This window comes from Microlunatus kandeliicorticis (assembly GCF_014137855.1).
Classification (GTDB): domain Bacteria; phylum Actinomycetota; class Actinomycetes; order Propionibacteriales; family Propionibacteriaceae; genus Microlunatus; species Microlunatus kandeliicorticis.
Genome location: NZ_JACGWT010000003.1, coordinates 31,371 through 48,827, shown reverse-complemented (window position 1 = coordinate 48,827; position 17,457 = coordinate 31,371). Strand labels below are relative to the sequence as shown.

The 17,457-nt window shown below is 72.5% G+C and carries 15 protein-coding genes; 8 read left to right on the top strand and 7 right to left on the bottom strand.

Annotated features, from left to right (window positions below; translation table 11 throughout):
* The first annotated feature begins 105 nt into the window (after positions 1-105).
* The 4 genes from FHX74_RS09335 (at position 106) to FHX74_RS09320 (ending at position 2,977) form a co-directional block, all read left to right on the top strand.
* Entirely contained in the window at positions 106-1,296 is a 1,191-nt protein-coding gene (locus tag FHX74_RS09335) for a phosphoglycerate kinase (protein WP_182559879.1), read from the top strand.
* A gap of 71 nt (positions 1,297-1,367) precedes the next feature.
* Positions 1,368-2,159: a triose-phosphate isomerase gene (gene tpiA, locus FHX74_RS09330; protein WP_182559878.1), complete on the top strand. Its 792-nt coding sequence runs from the start codon at positions 1,368-1,370 to the stop codon at positions 2,157-2,159.
* 103 nt (positions 2,160-2,262) lie between these two features.
* Positions 2,263-2,508, top strand: a complete 246-nt coding sequence (gene secG / locus FHX74_RS09325) for a preprotein translocase subunit SecG (RefSeq protein ID WP_220483790.1) — start codon at positions 2,263-2,265, stop codon at positions 2,506-2,508.
* Positions 2,509-2,620: 112 nt separating this feature from the next.
* Positions 2,621-2,977, top strand: coding sequence for an RNA polymerase-binding protein RbpA (locus FHX74_RS09320; protein ID WP_182559877.1), 357 nt, complete (start codon positions 2,621-2,623; stop codon positions 2,975-2,977).
* A gap of 100 nt (positions 2,978-3,077) precedes the next feature.
* Here the strand turns inward: FHX74_RS09320 and pgl are convergent, their stop codons facing one another.
* From pgl to tkt, 3 genes are all read right to left on the bottom strand, one after another.
* A complete protein-coding gene (gene pgl / locus FHX74_RS09315; protein ID WP_182559876.1) occupies positions 3,078-3,833 on the bottom strand; it encodes a 6-phosphogluconolactonase in 756 nt (251 codons plus the stop codon).
* Between the two features lie 7 nt (positions 3,834-3,840).
* Positions 3,841-4,953, bottom strand: coding sequence for a transaldolase (tal, locus tag FHX74_RS09310; RefSeq protein ID WP_182559875.1), 1,113 nt, complete (start codon positions 4,951-4,953; stop codon positions 3,841-3,843).
* A gap of 61 nt (positions 4,954-5,014) precedes the next feature.
* Positions 5,015-7,234 carry a transketolase gene (gene tkt / locus FHX74_RS09305; RefSeq protein ID WP_182559874.1) on the bottom strand — a complete coding sequence of 740 codons (2,220 nt, stop codon included), beginning with the start codon at positions 7,232-7,234 and terminating at the stop codon, positions 5,015-5,017.
* A 493-nt stretch (positions 7,235-7,727) separates the two neighbouring features.
* Between tkt and FHX74_RS09300 the strand changes: the two genes are divergently transcribed.
* The 3 genes from FHX74_RS09300 (at position 7,728) to FHX74_RS09290 (ending at position 9,904) form a co-directional block, all read left to right on the top strand.
* Complete coding sequence (locus FHX74_RS09300; protein ID WP_328823732.1) at positions 7,728-8,744, top strand: heme o synthase; 1,017 nt, start codon at positions 7,728-7,730, stop codon at positions 8,742-8,744.
* Between the two features lie 191 nt (positions 8,745-8,935).
* The gene (locus FHX74_RS09295; RefSeq protein WP_182559873.1) at positions 8,936-9,370 is read left to right on the top strand and encodes a VOC family protein; all 435 of its coding nucleotides are present in this window, start codon (positions 8,936-8,938) and stop codon (positions 9,368-9,370) included.
* Complete coding sequence (locus FHX74_RS09290; RefSeq protein ID WP_182559872.1) at positions 9,371-9,904, top strand: 2'-5' RNA ligase family protein; 534 nt, start codon at positions 9,371-9,373, stop codon at positions 9,902-9,904.
* Positions 9,905-10,085: 181 nt separating this feature from the next.
* Here the strand turns inward: FHX74_RS09290 and FHX74_RS09285 are convergent, their stop codons facing one another.
* From FHX74_RS09285 to FHX74_RS09275, 3 genes are all read right to left on the bottom strand, one after another.
* A complete protein-coding gene (locus FHX74_RS09285; RefSeq protein WP_182559871.1) occupies positions 10,086-11,183 on the bottom strand; it encodes a glycoside hydrolase family 172 protein in 1,098 nt (365 codons plus the stop codon).
* A 40-nt stretch (positions 11,184-11,223) separates the two neighbouring features.
* On the bottom strand, positions 11,224-13,467 hold the full coding sequence (locus FHX74_RS09280) for an ATP-binding protein (protein ID WP_182559870.1): 2,244 nt from the start codon (positions 13,465-13,467) through the stop codon (positions 11,224-11,226).
* Positions 13,468-13,714: 247 nt separating this feature from the next.
* Entirely contained in the window at positions 13,715-14,536 is an 822-nt protein-coding gene (locus tag FHX74_RS09275) for a phytanoyl-CoA dioxygenase family protein (protein WP_182559869.1), read from the bottom strand.
* A gap of 71 nt (positions 14,537-14,607) precedes the next feature.
* Here FHX74_RS09275 and FHX74_RS09270 point away from each other — a divergent pair, with 71 nt between their 5' ends.
* Positions 14,608-15,456: a helix-turn-helix domain-containing protein gene (locus FHX74_RS09270; protein WP_182559868.1), complete on the top strand. Its 849-nt coding sequence runs from the start codon at positions 14,608-14,610 to the stop codon at positions 15,454-15,456.
* On the opposite strand, the gene FHX74_RS09265 is transcribed toward FHX74_RS09270, so the two are convergent.
* The gene (locus FHX74_RS09265) at positions 15,389-17,428 is read right to left on the bottom strand and encodes an ATP-binding protein (protein ID WP_182559867.1); all 2,040 of its coding nucleotides are present in this window, start codon (positions 17,426-17,428) and stop codon (positions 15,389-15,391) included. The genes FHX74_RS09270 and FHX74_RS09265 overlap by 68 nt on opposite strands.
* Between the last annotated feature and the right edge of the window lie 29 nt (positions 17,429-17,457).

Below are 17,457 nucleotides of genomic sequence, written 5' to 3'. Positions count from 1 at the left end.
GGCGCCCGAGAGCCTCGTCGTGCAGAACGGCCCGGCGCGGCTCGGAGGACGCTCGCAGACGTACGTGGTGCCCCGGCGGCGTGCGCGAACACACTGGGAGAAGCTGTGAAATCGATCGACGACCTGGGTGACCTGCGCGGGAAGCGCGTCCTGATCCGCTGCGACCTCAACGTGCCGCTGGACGGGGACCGGATCACCGACGACGGGCGGATCCGGGCCTCGCTGCCCACGCTCAACCGGCTCCGCGAGGCCGGCGCCAAGATCGTGATCATGGCGCACCTCGGCCGGCCCAAGGGCGAGGCCAACCCGAAGTACTCGCTGGCGCCCGCCGCCGCCCGGCTCTCCGAGCTGCTCGGCGTCGAGGTCCGGCTGGCCGGTGACGTGGTCGGCGATTCCGCCCAGGAGACCGTCGCCGGGCTCGCCGACGGCGACGTCGCGATGCTCGAGAACGTCCGCTACGAGCCGGGCGAGGAGTCCAAGGACGAGGCCGAGCGCGGTGCGCTGGCCGACCGGTACGCCGCCTTCGGCGACGTGTTCGTGTCCGACGGCTTCGGCGTCGTGCACCGCAAGCAGGCGTCCGTCTACGACGTCGCCTCGCGGCTGCCCAGCGCGGCCGGGCTGCTCGTCCAGGCCGAGGTCGAGGTGCTCCAGCAGCTCACCGAGGCGCCGAAGAAGCCCTACGTGGTGGTGCTCGGCGGGGCCAAGGTCTCGGACAAGCTCGCGGTGATCGCCAACCTGATCAAGACCGCCGACACCCTGGTGATCGGCGGCGGCATGGTCTTCACCTTCCTCGCGGCCCAGGGCCACGGGGTGGGCAAGAGCCTGCTCGAGGAGGACCAGATCGAGACGGTCAAGGGCTACCTCGACCAGGCCGCGGCCGGAGGCAAGCAGATCGTGCTGCCCTCCGACATCGTGGTGGCCCCCGAGTTCAAGGCCGACGCCCCGCCGACCGTCGTCCCCGCCGACCAGATCCCCGCCGACCAGTTGGGTCTCGACATCGGACCGGATGCGCAGACCGTGTTCGGTGCGGTGATCAGCAAGGGCCGGACCGTGTTCTGGAACGGGCCGATGGGCGTGGCGGAGTGGGAGAATTTCGCCGGCGGCACCCGCGCCGTCGCCCAGGCGCTGACCGAGGTCGACGGCCTCTCGGTGGTCGGCGGCGGCGACTCCGCGGCGGCCGTCCGTGATCTCGGCTTCGCCGACGACGCCTTCGGTCACATCTCCACCGGCGGCGGCGCGAGCCTCGAGTACCTCGAGGGCAAGACGCTGCCGGGTCTCTCGGTCCTCGAGGACTGAGCCCGACCGGCCCGCGTGGGCCGGTCCCACCGCGTTCCGAGATCCACCACCCGACTGAGGAGCAGTCCGAGATGGCCCGTACGCCGCTGATGGCCGGCAACTGGAAGATGAACCTGACCCACGTGGAGGCGGTCGGGCTGGTGCAGAAGCTGGCCTGGACGCTGTCGGACAAGAAGCACGACTCCGGCCGGTGCGAGGTCGTCGTGCTGCCGCCGTTCACCGACATCCGCAGCGTGCAGACCCTGATCGAGGGGGACCGGCTCGAGCTCGGGTTCGGCGCGCAGGACCTCTCGCCGCACGACAAGGGTGCCTACACCGGCGACGTCTCGGCGGAGATGCTGGCCAAGCTCAACTGCCGCTACGTCACGGTCGGCCACTCCGAGCGCCGGACCTACCACGCCGAGGACGACGCCCTGGTCAACGCCAAGACCAAGCAGGCGCTGGCGCACCGGATCACCCCGATCGTCTGCGTCGGCGAGGGCCTCGACGTCCGCCAGGCCGGGAACCAGGTCGAGTACACCCTGGCCCAGGTCCGCGCGGCGCTCGACGGGCTGAGCGCGGAGCAGGCCGCCTCGGTGGTCATCGCCTACGAGCCGGTCTGGGCGATCGGGACCGGTGAGGTCGCCACGCCGGCGGACGCCCAGGAGGTCTGCGGTGCGATCCGCGGCCTGCTGGCCGAGGCCTTCGGCGCCGACGTCGCCGACCGGGTCCGGATCCTCTACGGCGGCTCGGTGAAGTCGAACAACGTCGCGCAGATCATGGACCAGCCCGACGTCGACGGCTGCCTGGTGGGCGGGGCCAGCCTGCAGATCGACGAGTTCTCGGCGATCGCCCGGTTCTACGCGCTGCCCGCGGTCGGCTGAGCGGCACCAGCACCGGCGGCGTGGCCTTCGGAGTCGGTCGAGACCTTCTCGGCGTCCCGGCCCGGTGTATTAGGCTCAGCCCGTGATTGCAGTGGTTCCCATGATGAGCGTGCCGATCCTGGCGTTCTCCATCGTGTTGGTCGTGGTGAGCGTGATCCTCGCGCTCTTCGTGCTGATGCACAAAGGCCGCGGTGGCGGGCTGTCCGACCTCTTCGGCGGCGGGATCTCGTCGTCGCTCGGCGGCTCGTCGATCGCCGAGCGCAACCTCGACCGCCTGACGATCATCCTCGGGGTGATCTGGCTGGCCTGCATCGTGGCGCTCGGCCTGCTCTACAAGCTCCAGGGCTGAGTCCTCCGGCCGGACCCGCATCCGGCCCGCAGGGACGAGCAGAGCCCGACGCTGTACCGACAACCGAATCCGACAACCGAATGACGGATCCAATCCTTGGGGGGAACAGATCATGGCTGGTGGCAGTGCTATCCGCGGGAGTCGTGTCGGCGCCGGCCCGATGGGGGAGGCGGAGCGTGGCGACGCCGCACCCCGGCTGGTCGTCTCCTACTTCTGCGCCCACGGGCACGAGACGCGTCCGGCGTTCGCCGCGGACGCCCAGGTGCCCGAGACCTGGGACTGCCCGCGGTGCGGGCTCCCGGCCAACCTCGACAGCGCCAACCCGCCGCCGCCGCCGAAGATCGAGCCCTACAAGACGCACCTGGCCTACGTGAAGGAGCGCCGCAGCGACTCCGAGGCCGACGCCATCCTCACCGAGGCGCTCAAGACGCTTCGCGATCGTCGCGCCCGCGGCGAGCTCATCTACTGAGCGCCGAGCCAGCGGCCAGCAGAGACAGCGGTCAGACGACGAGCGGCCCACCTCACGGTGGGCCGCTCGTGGTCGTTGCTGCGGTTCTGGTCCCGTCGGCTCAGATCACGCCACGCTGCACCAGATCGGACGGCAGCTTCGAGGCGGCCTCGCGGTCGAGCAGCCACAGGCTCCGGTCGGTGCCGTGCACCCCGGCCGCCGGCACCTGCACCGCGCCACCACCCAGCAACGCCATCGCGACCGCCGCCGCCTTGTCCTCGCCGGCCACGGTGAACCACACCTCGCGGGAGGTGTTGATGACCTCGGCGGTCAGACTGAGCCGTTCCGGCGGTGGCTTGGGTGAGGCGCGCACTCCGATCACCCGACCCTCGGCGTAGCTGCTCGGGTGCTCGGGGAAGACCGAGGCGACGTGGCCGTCCGGGCCGACCCCGAGCAGGCAGACGTCGAACCGCCGGTCACCGAGCTCGGCGGCGTAGGCGTCGGCCGCGTCGTCCAGGCTCAGCCCGCTGTCGGTGGCCGGCATCCGGTGCACCCGCTCCGGGTCGAGATCCAGGACGCCCTGCCACTGCGCCAGGGTGGGGGCGTCGTTCCGGTCGTCGCTGTCCGCGGCGACCCAGCGCTCGTCCCCCCACCAGAGCTCCACCCGACGCCAGTCCACCGGGCTGCGCGGACCGTCGTCGGCCACGTGCTGGTAGGCCTGGGTGGCGATCCGACCACCGGTCAGGCAGACCTGTGGCACCCGGCCCTGGTCCTGGACCTCGGCGATCCGCGCGATCAACCGGGCCGCGATCGCCTCGGCGACGGCGTCCGCCGACGGGTGCACCAGGATCTGGACGTTGTCCTCCAGCTCGGTCATCGGGCGGTCAGCTGCCGCTGACCTCGTGGAGCGAGTGCTCGACCGAGTCGGTCAGCTCGTCCCACGACTTCATGAACTTGTCGACGCCCTCGCTCTCCAGGGTGTCGATCACCTCGTCGTAGTCGATCCCGAGACCGGCGAGCGCGTCCATGGTCCGGTGCGCGTCGTCGTACATCGTGGTGACCCGGTCGCCCTTGACCTCGCCGTGGTCGGCGAAGGCCAGCAAGGTCTTCTCCGGCATGGTGTTGACGGTGTGCGGCACCACCAGCTCGGTGACGTAGAGGGTGTCGGGCAGGTTCGGGTCCTTGACGCCGGTCGAGGCCCAAAGCGGACGCTGGACGTGCGCCCCCTTGGCCTCCAGCGCCGCCCAGCGGTCACCGGCGAACGACTTCTCGTAGAGCTCGTAGGCGAGCCGCGCGTTGGCGATGGCCGCCTTGCTCCGCAGCGCCTTGGCCTCGTCGGTGCCGATCGCGTCGAGCCGCTTGTCGTACTCGGTGTCGACCCGGCTGACGAAGAACGACGCCACCGAGTGGATCCGGCTCAGGTCGTGCCCGGCCTCGGCGGCCTGCTCGAGACCGGAGAGATAGGCCTCGATGACGTTCTCGTACTGGCCGAGGCCGAAGATCAGCGTGACGTTGACGCTGATGCCCTCCGAGATCGCCGTGCGGATCGCCGGGATGCCCTGCTTCGTGGCCGGGATCTTGATCAGCAGGTTGGGCCGGTCGACGGTGCTCCACAGCTCGCGGGCCTCGGCGATCGTCCCGTCGGTGTCGAGGGCCAGCTTGGGTGACACCTCGAGCGACACCCGGCCGTCGACGCCGCCGGTGGCCGAGGCGGTCGCGGCCATCACGTCGCAGGCGTTGCGGACGTCGGTGGTGGTCACCGCCTTGATCGCGTCCGGCACGGTCGCGCTGTCGGCGGCGAGGTCCTTGAGCTGGACGTCGTAGGCCTCGCCCTTGCTGAGCGCGCTGGCGAAGATGGTCGGGTTGGTGGTGACGCCCACCACCGAGTCCTCGGCGATCAGCTTGGACAGGTTGCCCGAGTCGAGTCGCTCACGCGACAGGTCGTCGAGCCAGATGGACACACCCGCGTCGGCGAGTGCCTTGAGTCGGTCGTTCATGTCGTCTCCTCGTGCGAGGTGCGAACCGGACGGTTCGCGGGTGGGTGCTGCGGGATCCGGCTCAGCGGACCGTGACGCCGGGGTCGTCGGTGTGGTCACCGGTCGTCTTCGACCCGGCGGCCGCCGGTCGGGCGGGTGCACCGCTCTCGTCGACGTGGGCCAGGCTCTCCCGGGCGGCGGCGGCGACGGTGTCGGCGCTGAACCCGAACTTCTCGAAGAGCAGCGCCCCGGCGGCGCTGGCCCCGTAGTGCTCGATGCTGATGATCCGGCCTGCGTCGCCGACGACGTCCCGCCAGCCCTGGCTGACGCCCGCCTCGACGCTGACCCGGGCCTTGATCTCCGGCGGGATCACGGAGTTGCGGTACCCCTCGTCCTGCTCGTCGAACCACTCGCGGCAGGGCATCGAGACGACCCGGGCGGCGATGCCCTCGTCGGCCAGCTTCTCGGCGGCGCCGAGCGCGTACTGCACCTCGGACCCGGTGCCGATCAGGATGACGAACTGCTCGGCGTCGGCGGAGCCGAAGTCCTTGAGGACGTAGGCACCGCGGGCCACGCCCTCGGTGTCGGCGTACCCGTCGGTGCCGCGCGGGACGATCGGCAGGTTCTGCCGGGTGAGGATCAGCCCGGCGGGCCGGTCCTTGTGCTCGAGGATCGTCTTCCAGGCGGCCGCGGTCTCGTTGGCGTCGGCCGGGCGGACGACGTCCAGCCCGGGGATCGCCCGGAGTGCCGCGAGGTGCTCGATCGGCTGGTGGGTCGGGCCGTCCTCGCCGAGCCCGATCGAGTCGTGGGTCCAGACGTAGGTGACCGGCAGCTTCATCAGCGCCGACAGCCGGACCGCGCCGCGCATGTAGTCGCTGAAGGTGAGGAAGGTGCCGCCGTAGGGGCGGGTGCCGCCGTGCGCCTTGATCCCGTTGAGGATGGCGCCCATCGCGTGCTCGCGGATGCCGAAGTGCAGCACCCGGCCGTAGGGGCCGCCGGAGAACATCTTGGTCTGCCGGTCGGTGGGCAGGAAGCTCGGCTCGCCCTCCGGGGTGGTGTTGTTCGACTCGGCCAGGTCGGCCGATCCGCCCCACAGCTCCGGCAGCTTCGGCGCGATCGCGGTGAGGATCTTGCCCGACGCGGCCCGGGTGGCCACGCCCTTGGCGTCGGCGTCCCAGGTCGGCAGCGCGTCCTCCCAGCCCGGCGTGAGCTCCTGGGCCTCGAGCCGCTGGTAGAGCGCGTGGGCCTCGGGGTTCGCGGCCGCCCAGGCGTCGAGCTTCTGCTGCCAGGCGTCCTGCTCCTGCTGCCCGCGCTCGCGCAGCGCACGGGTGTGGGCGAGGACCTCCTCGGAGACCTCGAACGTCTTCTCCGGGTCGAAGCCCAGCACCTTCTTGGTCGCGGCCACCTCGTCGTCGCCCAGCGCGCTGCCGTGCGCCTTGCCGGTGCCCTGCTTGGTCGGGGCCGGCCAGCCGATGATGGTCCGCAGGCTGATGAAGCTGGGGCGGTCGGTGACCGCGCGGGCCGCGTCGAGCGCCTCGGCGACGGCCCGGACGTTCTCGGCGTAGTGGGTCTCGGCGTTGGTCCAGTCGACGGTCTGGACGTGCCAGCCGTAGGCCTCGTACCGGGCGGCGGTGTCCTCGGTCAGGGCGATGTTGGTGTCGTCCTCGATCGAGATCTTGTTGTTGTCGTAGATCAGCGTCAGGTTGCCCAGCCGCTGGGTCCCGGCGATCGATGACGCCTCGGAGGAGATGCCCTCCTCGATGTCGCCGTCGGAGGCCAGGCAGTAGATCTGGTGGTCGAACAGCGACTCGCCCTGAGGGGCGTCCGGGTCGAGCAGACCCCGCTCGCGACGGCTGGCCATCGCCATCCCGACCGCGTTGGCGATGCCCTGGCCGAGCGGACCGGTGGTGATCTCCACGCCGGCGGTGTGCCCGTACTCGGGGTGACCCGGGGTCTTCGAGCCCCAGGTGCGCAGGCTCTGCAGGTCCTCGAGCTCGAGCCCGAAGCCGCCGAGGAACAGCTGGATGTAGAGGGTGATGCTCGAGTGGCCGCAGGACAGCACGAACCGGTCCCGGCCGGCCCAGTGCGGGTCGTTCGGGTTGTGCCGCATCACCTTCTGGAACAGCAGGTAGGCCACCGGCGCGAGGCTCATCGCGGTGCCGGGGTGGCCGTTGCCGACCTTCTGGACCGCGTCGGCGGCGAGCACCCGGACGGTGTCGACCGCGCGCGAGTCCACGTCGGTCCACCCGTCGGGGACGAGCGCCTGGTCCGAGGAGCTGAGGTCAGTCGGTGAGTCGGTCACAGCGAACGCGGTTCCTTCCGTGAGTCCGCGCCGCACGACCCCGGCAGGGGTGGTCCCGGGTTCCGGCGAGGGGCCGACCCTGGCGGTCGTGATCAGCCCGGAGTCAGTCGTCGATCGGGCGTCCTCACCCTAGCGCGGCGCGCCGCGACGGCCGAGGGCAGGACCCCTCCCGCCCACAGCCCGGACGCAGGCGGAGGAGGACCGCGTGCCCGGACCCGGGAGGGGGACCGCTCAGCGGGGGATCAGGGGGTCCGCATCCGGCCGGGCCGGCGATCGAGATAGGACGGGAGTGGGCGGCGGGCCGGGGGTGAACCGAGAGTGAGTTGGGAATCACCTGTCGCCGGCTCGGAGGCGCGGGGGCGACGCCGTAGACTCCCAGATCGGACCGGGGCCGACCGGTGGCGCCGTGGGTGAGAGCGGCGCGACGGGGCACCAGGTGACTGACCGACGCGGCGAGGCCGCGCGAGGACGACGGAGAGGGACTCTCGACACCGTGACCAGCATCGACGTCACCGGACTGGCTCGCACCGGTCCGGAGTCGAGCGGGAACGGGCCGTCCCGGTCCGGCCAGTCGCAGGGTTCGCCGGGTCCGCGGCACGATCCCCAGCCGGGAGGCGGCCGCCCCCGGGTCTCCGACGTGCTCAGCGCCTACGTCGGGCTGACCAAGCCGCGGATCATCGAGTTGCTGCTGGTCACCACCGTCCCGGCCATGTTCCTCGCAGCCCGCGGAATCCCCGACCTCTGGCTGGTCGCCGCCACCCTGGTCGGCGGCTGCCTGGCCGCGGCCTCGGCCAACGTCTTCAACTGCGTGCTCGACCGTGACATCGACGAGCAGATGCGCCGCACCCGGCGCCGCCCGTTGCCGCGACACGCCGTCGACCCGCGGGCGGCGACCGCCTTCGGGCTCGTGCTCGGGGTGCTGGCCACCCTCTGGCTCGGGTTCGCCGTCAACTGGTTGAGCTCGCTGCTGGCGCTCGGGGCCAACCTGTTCTACGTCTTCGGCTACACCATGCTGCTCAAGCGACGGACCAGCCAGAACATCGTCTGGGGCGGGATCGCCGGCTGCTTCCCGCCGCTGATCGGCTGGACCGCGGTGACCGGTCGGATCGAGCTCGCCCCGTTCGTGCTCTTCGCCATCGTGTTCTTCTGGACGCCGCCGCACACCTGGGCCCTCGCGCTGCGCTACCGCGACGACTACGCCGCTGCGCAGGTGCCGATGCTTCCGGTGGTCAGGAGCAGCACCGCGGTCGCGGTCCGGATCCTGGCCTACTCGGTGGTCACCGTCCTGGTCTCGCTCGCACTCTGGCCGATCGCCGGGACCGGCTGGCTCTACCCGGCGGTCGCCGCGGTGGCCGGGGCGGCGCTGGTCTGGGAGTCGGTGGGTCTGCTCCGTCGGGCCCGCGCCGGGATGACCGACGCGCTGCTCAAGCCGATGCGGCTGTTCCACTGGTCGAACAGCTATCTGGCGCTGGTCTTCGTCGCCGCGGCGATCGATCCGCTGATCCGCTGACCGTGCGCTGAGCTCGGCGAAGCGCTGTGGTCGAGCCGTCGCCCGGTTGCTCCGAGCTCCTCGTGGTCTTCTCGCGGGAGTTCTGGGGAGGCCGGGCACCGCACTGTGTGCGGGCTGCCGCCCCAAAGGTGGCCGTTGTCGGTGGGAGACGCCAGGATGAGTCCCACCGCTCGATCACCAGGGGGACGACGATGACCAACAACCTGAGCCCGTACCTGAACTTCCGCGACTCGGCCCGGGCCGCGCTCGAGTTCTACGCCACCGTGTTCGGCGGCGAGCCGACCTTCACCGCGTTCGGCGAGTTCGGCGCCGGCGAGGAGATGGGCGTCGGGGCCCACGAGGCGGACAAGATCATGCACGGCCAGCTGATCGCGCCGAACGGCTACGTGCTGATGGCTGCCGACGTGCCCGACCGGATGCCGCTGACCGAGGGCGGCTCGATCTCGGTCTCGCTGTTCGGCGACGACGTCGACGAGCTGACCGGTTACTGGGAGAAGCTCGTCGACCAGGGACAGGTCACCGTGCCGCTCGAGCAGGCGCCCTGGGGCGACCGCTTCGGGATGTGCGTCGACCGGTTCGGGATCAGCTGGCTGGTCAACATCTCGGGTTCGCCCGACGCCGGCTGAGTGGTCCAGTCGGTCGAGCTGTTGCTCGACGACGAGGCCGAACGCGCGGTGCTGGTCGAGTGGGACCTGCTCGGGGACGCCGGGTTGCCGACCAGCCGGCGTCCGGACCCGCCGCCGTCGCACCGGCCGCACGTCACCCTGCTCGCGGCCGACGCGATCGACGAGGCTGCCGAGGTCGCGCTCTCGCGACTGGTCGACGGGCTCGATCTGACCGTCCGGATCGGGGCGCCGCTGGTCTTCACCAAGCGGCGCCGCGACCAGGTGGTGCTGATCCTGGTCCGGCAGGTGGTGACCAGCGTCGCGCTGCTCCGACTCCAGCAGCAGGTGGTCGCGGCGGCCGGACCCGGGCTCGGCGCCGAGTTCGCCCCCGGACGTTGGACGCCGCACGTCACCCTGGCCCGCCGGATGAACCCCGACCAGGTCGGTGCCGCGCTCGGCTTGCTGGCCCGGCAGCGGCACTCGGCCGAACGCGACGCCCGGATCGCCCGGGCCCGGCGCTGGGACGGCGAGGCCAAGCGGGACTGGCTGCTCTGAGCCGGCCACCGTGCCCTGCGCGCTTCGACGGGCTCAGCGCGCTTCGACAGGCTCAGCACACGTTTCTCGGACCGCGCTTCGACAGGCTCAGCGCGCTTCGACAGGCTCAGCGCGCTTCGACAGGCTCAGCGCGCTTCGACGGGCTCAGCGCGCGTGCCGGCCGGCCGGTCAGCGAGCGGGGTCACCGGGGGCGGCGGGCGGCCCGGTCGGGGAGCGGCGGGAAGGCGGCGACCGGGCCGGTCTGGTACCAGTAGGCGACGGTGCTGACGTCGTCGCTGCGCTCGAAGAGGCCGTGGTCCCAGGCGCCGATCTGCTGGACGGTGACCCGGATCCGCTCGGTGAAGACCACCGGGTCGGGCAGGTGCCAGCGGTAGAGGCCGTGCGACTGGGGCATCGCCGGGGTGAACGGCGAAGCGCCGGTGGTGTCGGTCGCTGCGTAGAACGGGTAGCCGCAGTAGGGCGCGCTGAAGGTGAGCGGCACCGGCGGCGGGTCGACCCGGAGCGCGTCCTGGAAGGCCCACGCCCCGCCGGCGTAGTCCTCGAGCCCGGTGCTGGTCTGGCTCGGGTGCGCGCTGTCGGCGTCGACGAAGAACTTCATCTCCCCGTCGCCCCACCAGTAGCGCTCGAGCGCGGTCAGCCCGAGGTAGCTGCCGACGTAGTGCCCGGCCCCCTCGACCCCGTCGAGCAGCACGTGGTCCTCGCCCGGAGCGGTGGATCCGTTCGAGCGTCGCCACTGCGCGCAGAACACCGTGGCGTCGGCTTCGAGCGGGTCACCGACCGAGCAGTCGACCTGGTAGTAGATCCCGTCGACCCGTCCGGGGTGCTGGTTCTCCAGCGTCAGCCGGGCGTGCTCTCGGAAGGGCATCGGGAACCAGCAGTTCATCCCGCCGGTCGGCGCGACCACGATCGGCGCCGAGGTGACCAGCGCGCGGGTGCCGAACCCGTTGCAGAAGAAGTCGCCGAGCGGGACCTCGACCGCCGGCGTCAGCGCCCCGTCCCAGTACGCCCGCAGCACCAGGTCGCGGAGCACCCACGGCCCGGCGGCGGTGACGTCGGGGACGGTCAGCCAGAGGTGACGGACCACGCCGGGCCCGTCGAGCTCGGCCAGGGTCAGCGTCTCGCCGGATCCCAGACCGACGGCCGGTCGGCCCTTGCGCCCCGGACCGAGCGGGGAGGCGGCCCGGGCGGCGGATCCCGGCGCGCCGTCGGGGTTCTCCGCGTTGTACGACCGGCTGCGCACCCCACGCGGCGCCCGCAGCACCTCGTCCCACCCGAACACGTCCGCTCCGATCGCTCGCCCGTCCGCCGATCCAACCGGATCAGCCGTCGGTGGCCACCGCCGGGTCGGCCACCCAACCGCTCCGGGGAGCCGCAGAGGTCGAACGGGCCGGGGCCGGCTCCGGCCTCACGGCGGTCCCCGCCGGGGCGGCGGCGCCCCCCTCGGTCACCCGGTCCTCCGGCTGGACGAGGTCCGCGGGCAGCCGCACGGTGAAGACGCTGCCGCTCCGGCCGTCGGGACGATCGCTGACGCTGATCCGGCCACCGTGCCGCCGGGCCACCGAGGCGCAGATGGCCAGCCCGAGCCCGGTACCCGGGTAGCGCCCCTGGGTGGGGGCGCGGTGGAAGGCGTCGAAGACCAGCTCGCGGTGCGCGGGCGGGACACCGATGCCGTTGTCGGTGACGGTCAGCAGCACCTCCGTCCCGTCCTGGGTGAGGCGGACGTCGACCTCCGGGGAGCGGGTGCTGTCGGTGTACTTGACGGCGTTGCCGATCAGGTTGGTCAACAGCTGGCGCACCATCCCGCGGTCCGCCAGCAGCGTGCCGAGCGGACCGCGGGTCACCTGCACCCGCCGGTCACCGGCGTCCTCGGTGACCTCGCGCCGGATCTGGTCGACCAGCCGGTCGAGGTCGACCGGTTCGGTGCGCATCTGCGCGGTCCGTGCCGTCGAGTAACCGAGCAGGTCGTTGACCAGGTTCTGCGCCCGGTCGGCCCCGTTGCCGATCCGCGTCAGGCTGCGCCGCACCCGGCCGTCGCGGTCGGGGGTGAGCCGGTCGTCGAGCTCCTCCAGGGCGTTCTCGGTCCAACCCTGGACGCTGGCGATCGGGTTCTGCAGGTCGTGCGCGACCGTCGCCGCGAAGGTCTCGAGCAGCTCGACCTTCTCGTGCGCCGCGGTCACGTCCCGGAACACCAGCACGGCCTGCTGCGGCGGGGTCTGCTCCTCGTCCGCGCCGGGGCGCAGCCCGTCCCAGAGACGGTGCGGCCGGGGTGCTGCGGTGGTCCCGCCCGGCGCGGTCTCCTCCGGTCGCCACAACGGGGCGGCGTCGACGGCGAGGACGCGCACCGGGACACCGTCGTCGCGAACGACGACGGTGAGGTCGCGAACCGTCTCGCCGGCCAACGCGCGTCGGCCGGGGGCGTGCGCCGGGTCCAGCGGACGGCCACCCACGTCGGTCAGCCCGACACCCTCCAGGGCGGCCGCGCCCGAGTCGGGTCCGACCAGGTCGGCCGCGACCGGGTTCTGGAGCACCACCCGCCCGGCTCGGTCGATCACCACCAGAGCCTCCTGAATGGTCTCGGTGATCGCCCGCAGCTGGGCCGCCCGGGCCTGGGCCAGCTGCTCGCTCCGTCGCAGCCGGGCCGCGATCGCGTCGCGTTCGGCGACCACCAGCGCGATGCCGAGCGCGAGCCCGAAGGTGAGCCCGATGTAGAGCTGGATGACCAGGGCCTCGGTCTGCGGCGCGAGGGTGCCGCCCAGGGGTCCGCGGCCGAAGAACCGGACCACCACCGCGACCCAGGCCCCGAGCAGCAGGCCCTGGACGGCGGCCCAGGCGGGTCGCAGCCGCATCCCGGCCCACGCGACCACGCCCAGCGGCACGAAGCTGAGCACGAGGCTCTGGCCGGGCCGGAAGACCAGCCAGACCGAACCGACGGTGGCGAGCATGATCAGGGCGATCTCCACCCCGGGGGCCCGGCGGTGGCCGCCCGCTGAGCGACGGGCTCCCGAGACGGCGAGGATCGTGCCGCCGACCACCAGCGCCCCGATCCCGTTCCGGACGATCCAGGCGACGAAGTCGATCCACCGCGGCCCGGCGTCCCGCACCAGCAGGGCCAGCATGCCGGCCGGGGAGCTGAACACCGCACCGACGCCGACACCGACGAGCAGCAGCAGGAAGTCGGCCGGGGACTGGACCACCGGGAGGGCCGGGCCCAGTTGCCGCGGTCCGTGGGTGCCGCGCCACCGGCGCCAGCCGAAGGAGAGGTCGCGGAGCAGCAGCACGAGCCGCCGGGGAAGTCCAGCCACCGCGACGTTCCCCGCGCCGAGCAGCAGCGAGGCGGGCAGCCCGGCCCGGGTGGCCAGGCTCACCGCGGTGGCGGCCACGAACACCACGCCGCACGCCTGCAGCGACTCGCGCACTGTCCGGCAGCGGAGCAGCCAGGCCACGCTGACACCGGCAGCGGGCCAGAAGAACGCCAGCCCGGTCGACGGCTGCAACGAGAGTCGCCCGAGCACGCTCAGTGCGAGGAACGCACTGCCGTAGCTCAGGGCGAGACGAACACGCACGCGGCGGGACTTCTTTCGTCGGCCGCACGATCCGGCGATCGTGTGGGGGGCGTCACGATCCGCGCTCCCGATCACCGGATCAGCTGCTCACCCGGCCCTGCGTCGACGGAGGAACGCCTCCACCGACTCGAAAGGCACGCGAGCAGGGATTATGCCGCGTGCCGCTGGCACGATCCAGTGCCGCGCCGGAAACCGACCCCGACGTGTCGCGTCCGATCCGTCACCGGGCTGGGCCGGTCAGGGCCGGTCAGTGCCCCTCAGCGGCCCAGCTCAGGCCGCACGGCCCGCCCTCCGGGGCGGCCTGCATCCACGCCTCGTCCGAGCCGGGCTCGGCGTCCGGGTCGACGAGCGGGAGATAGAACTGGGCGACCTCGACGCTGGCCCGCGGGATGTAGTGGAAGATCAGCGATCGCCGGAACCGGTCGGTGCTGGTGTTCGGCTTCGAGCCGTGCACCAGGCTGCCGTGGAAGAACAGCACGTCGCCGGCCTTCATCACGGTCTGCACCCGTTCGACGTCGTCGGGCACCGGCACGGTGGCGGTGGAGAACGACTCGCTCTCGTCGGCGTCCTCGGGGCAGAGGATCTGGATCCGGTGCGAACCGGGCACCACCATCAGCCCGCCGTTCTCGCCGTCGCAGTCGTCGACCGCGATCCAGGCGGCCAGACAGGTCTCGGGGTGCGCCTGGAGGAAGAGGTTGTCCTGGTGCAGCGCCTGACCGCGGGCGGTGGGCGGCTTGAAGTAGAACATCGACTGGGCGCCGTAGACCGGCCCGAGCAGCTCGGTGACCACCTCGATGATCCGCGGGTCGGTCATCATCCGGCGGGCGATCCGACCGGCCGCCGTCTCCGGGTGCCGGTGCGGGTGCACGAAGCGCGGGTAGCGGCTGAGGATGTCGTCAGGATCGAGGTGGTCGTCGAAGTTGAGGCTGTCGTCGGTCTCGACCTGGGCGGTGAAGGTGTCGCGGATCTCGGCGATCTCGGCCGGGCTGATCAGCTGACGGATCAGCACCACGCCGTCGCGGTCGTAGTGCGCGGTCGCCTCGGAGATCTCGGCGGTCAGTGCGGTCATGACCTGATTTTCGTCCGCCGTCGCGGGGCCCCGCCATGGCACAGGCGGCCGGATCCATGGAAGATCCTGCTGTGCGCACCCACCGTCGCCCGCGCGTCGAGGCGTTGATCCCGCAGTTCGACCGGCTCGAGGCAGGCCGCTTCGCCGAGGGGCCGGCCTACGACACCTGGCGATCGCGGGGCACCGAGGACTGGCTGGTGATCCACACGGTCGGCGGGCGCGGCCGGTTCGGCTACGCCGGCGGGGAGGTGGAGAGCGAGCCCGGTGACCTGGTGCTGCTGGCCCCGCGGACCCTGCACGACTACGGCACCGCCGACGGGGCCGGCGAGTGGCTGCTGCAGTTCGCCCACTTCCACCCGCGGACCGAGTGGCTGCCGCTCCTCGACTGGCCGCTGCTGGCGCCGGGTCTCGGACGGATCCGGGTCGACGGCGAGGCCGGTCGCCGGGTGCGCGAGGCGTTCGACCAGACGGTGACGCTCAGCCGCAGCGGGCTGGCCCGGGCGGAGCTGTTCGGGCTGAACGCACTCGAGCAGGTGCTGCTCTGGGCCTCGACCCAGCGTCCCGGCTCCGGGCGCACCGACCCGCGGCTGATCACCGTGCTCGAGCTGATCAGCACCCGGTTGGCCGAGCCGCTGACCGTGGCCGGGCTGGCCGCCGCGGTGGGGCTGTCGGCCTCCCGGCTGACCCACCTGTTCAGCGAGCAGCTGGGTCTGTCGCCGCGGGACTTCCTCGAGCAGCAGCGGATGCAGGCGGCGGCGCAGCTGCTCCGGCTGACCGGCCGGACGGTCACCGAGGTGGCGGCGGCGGTCGGCTACGACGATCCGCTCTACTTCTCCACCCGGTTCCGGCGGTTCAGCGGACGCTCGCCGTCGGCGTTCCGGTCCGCACCGGGTCGGGACGCTGCTGGTCGGGGAGGGTGACCACGAAGGTGCTCCCGGGCCCGTCGGCCCGGTCGGTGACCGCGATCGTCCCGCCGTGCCGGGCGACCGCCTGCGCGCAGATGGCCAGGCCCAGCCCGGTGCCCGACACGCTCCCGGAGCCGGCCACCCGGTGGAAGGCGTCGAAGATCAGCTCGCGCTGGTCCCGCGGCACCCCGATGCCGTTGTCGCTGACCTCGAGCACCAGCTGGCCGTCGCGGCGGGCCGCGCCGACGTGCACCCGCGCGCTCCGCTCCGGGTGGGCGTACTTGAGCGCGTTGCCGAGCAGGTTGCCGAGCACCTGACGCATCATCGCCGCGTCCGCCCGGACGGTGCCGAGCCGGTCGCGGGTGATCGCCGCCGCGGGGTCCGGGTGGCGTTCGAGCAGTTCCTGGGTCAGCGCGTCGACCAGGGCGTCGAGATCGACCGGGGCGGGGGCGACCGGCGCGGTCCGGGCGCTGGCGTAACCGAGCAGGTCGTTGATCAACCGCTGCGCGCGGCGGGCCGAGCGCTGGATCCGGCCGAAGGTGTTGCCCAGCTCGGTGCGGACCTCCGGGCCGTCGGCGTCCAGCTGGTCGAGACCGGTCTCGGCCCAGCCGATCACCCCGGCGATCGGGCCCTGCAGGTCGTGCGCCACGGTGGCGGCGAACTGCTCCAGCTGCTCCAGCCGTTCCTGCTCGCTGGTGATGTCCCGGACCAGCACCAGGATGTGCTCGGGTGTGCCGTCCGGGCCGCGGCGCAGCGGCACCGCGTCGATGGCCCACACCCGGGAGGCGCCGAACGCCTTGTGCCGGACCGGGAACTCGCGGACCGTCTCGCCCCCGAACGCCCGCACCACCGGCATCTGCGGCCAGTCGAGCAGCTTGCCGTCGAGCCCGTACATCCGGCCGAGGGCGAGCCGCTGGTTCGCGGCGTCGTCCACGTCGATCGCACCGATCAGCCGCTCGGCCACCGGGTTGCGGAGCAGGTGCCGGCCCTCCCGGTCGACGACGATGATCGCCTCGCTGGTGTTGTCGGTGACCGCGCGCAACCGGGCGGCGTCCTCGCGAGCCGCCTGTTCGGAGCCGATCAACCGGGCCGCGAGCTCGTTCCGGTCGGCGGCGACCAGCGAGATCATCACGGCCACGCCGTAGGCGACCCCGACGAACGCCTGGAGCACCACGACCTGCAGGGCGAGCGGCTGGATCAGGGCGAACGGGCCGCCGGCGAAGAAGCGCACCATCACCACCGAGGCGACCACCAGCAGCAGCCCGAGGACGGCGGCCTCGTCCGGGCGCAGCCGCATCCCGGCCCAGACCACCACCACCAGCAGCAGGAAGGACAGCGTCAACCGCTGGCCCGGCGCGAAGATGATGAGAGTCAGCGCGATCGCCGCGACGAAGACCGCGACCCGCTCGGCGGTGCGGATCCGGGCCCACCGGGGCAGCGGCGCCGGTCGCACCGTCCGGGCCCCGAGCACGGCGAGGATCGTGGCCGCGACCGTGAACGCGCCGACGCTGTTGCCGAGCAGCCAGCCGAGCAGCTGGGTCCCCGCGACCTCTCCGGTCGCCGCCCAGGTCGCTCCGCCGGCGGCCAGCGCGCTGGTCGCCCCGCCGGCCAGACAGCCGACGGCGAGCACCGGGAAGTCGACCGGCCGGCGGAGCACCAGCGGCGCGGGGGAGACCCCGACCCCGGACCGTCGGGCCAGCGACACCACCAGCCGGGGCAGCAGGGCGATCCCGAAGGTCCCCACGGTGAGCAGCGCCGCGACCGGCGCTCCGTCGCCGATCCCGAACCAGACGGCGGTCAGCACGCAGATCGCGCCGAGCGCGATCCAGAGCTCACGTCGGGTCCGGGCCCGCAGACACCAGGTGACCGCGACGCCGGCGGCCGGCCAGAGGAAGGGCAGCGGGTTGTCGCGCTGCAGCGCGAGCTGACCAGCCAGGGTCAGCACCAGGTAGGCGCCGCCGTAGAGCAGGAGGGGTCTGAGGCGCACCGCGCGGCCTTTCGTCGGGCCACCGATCG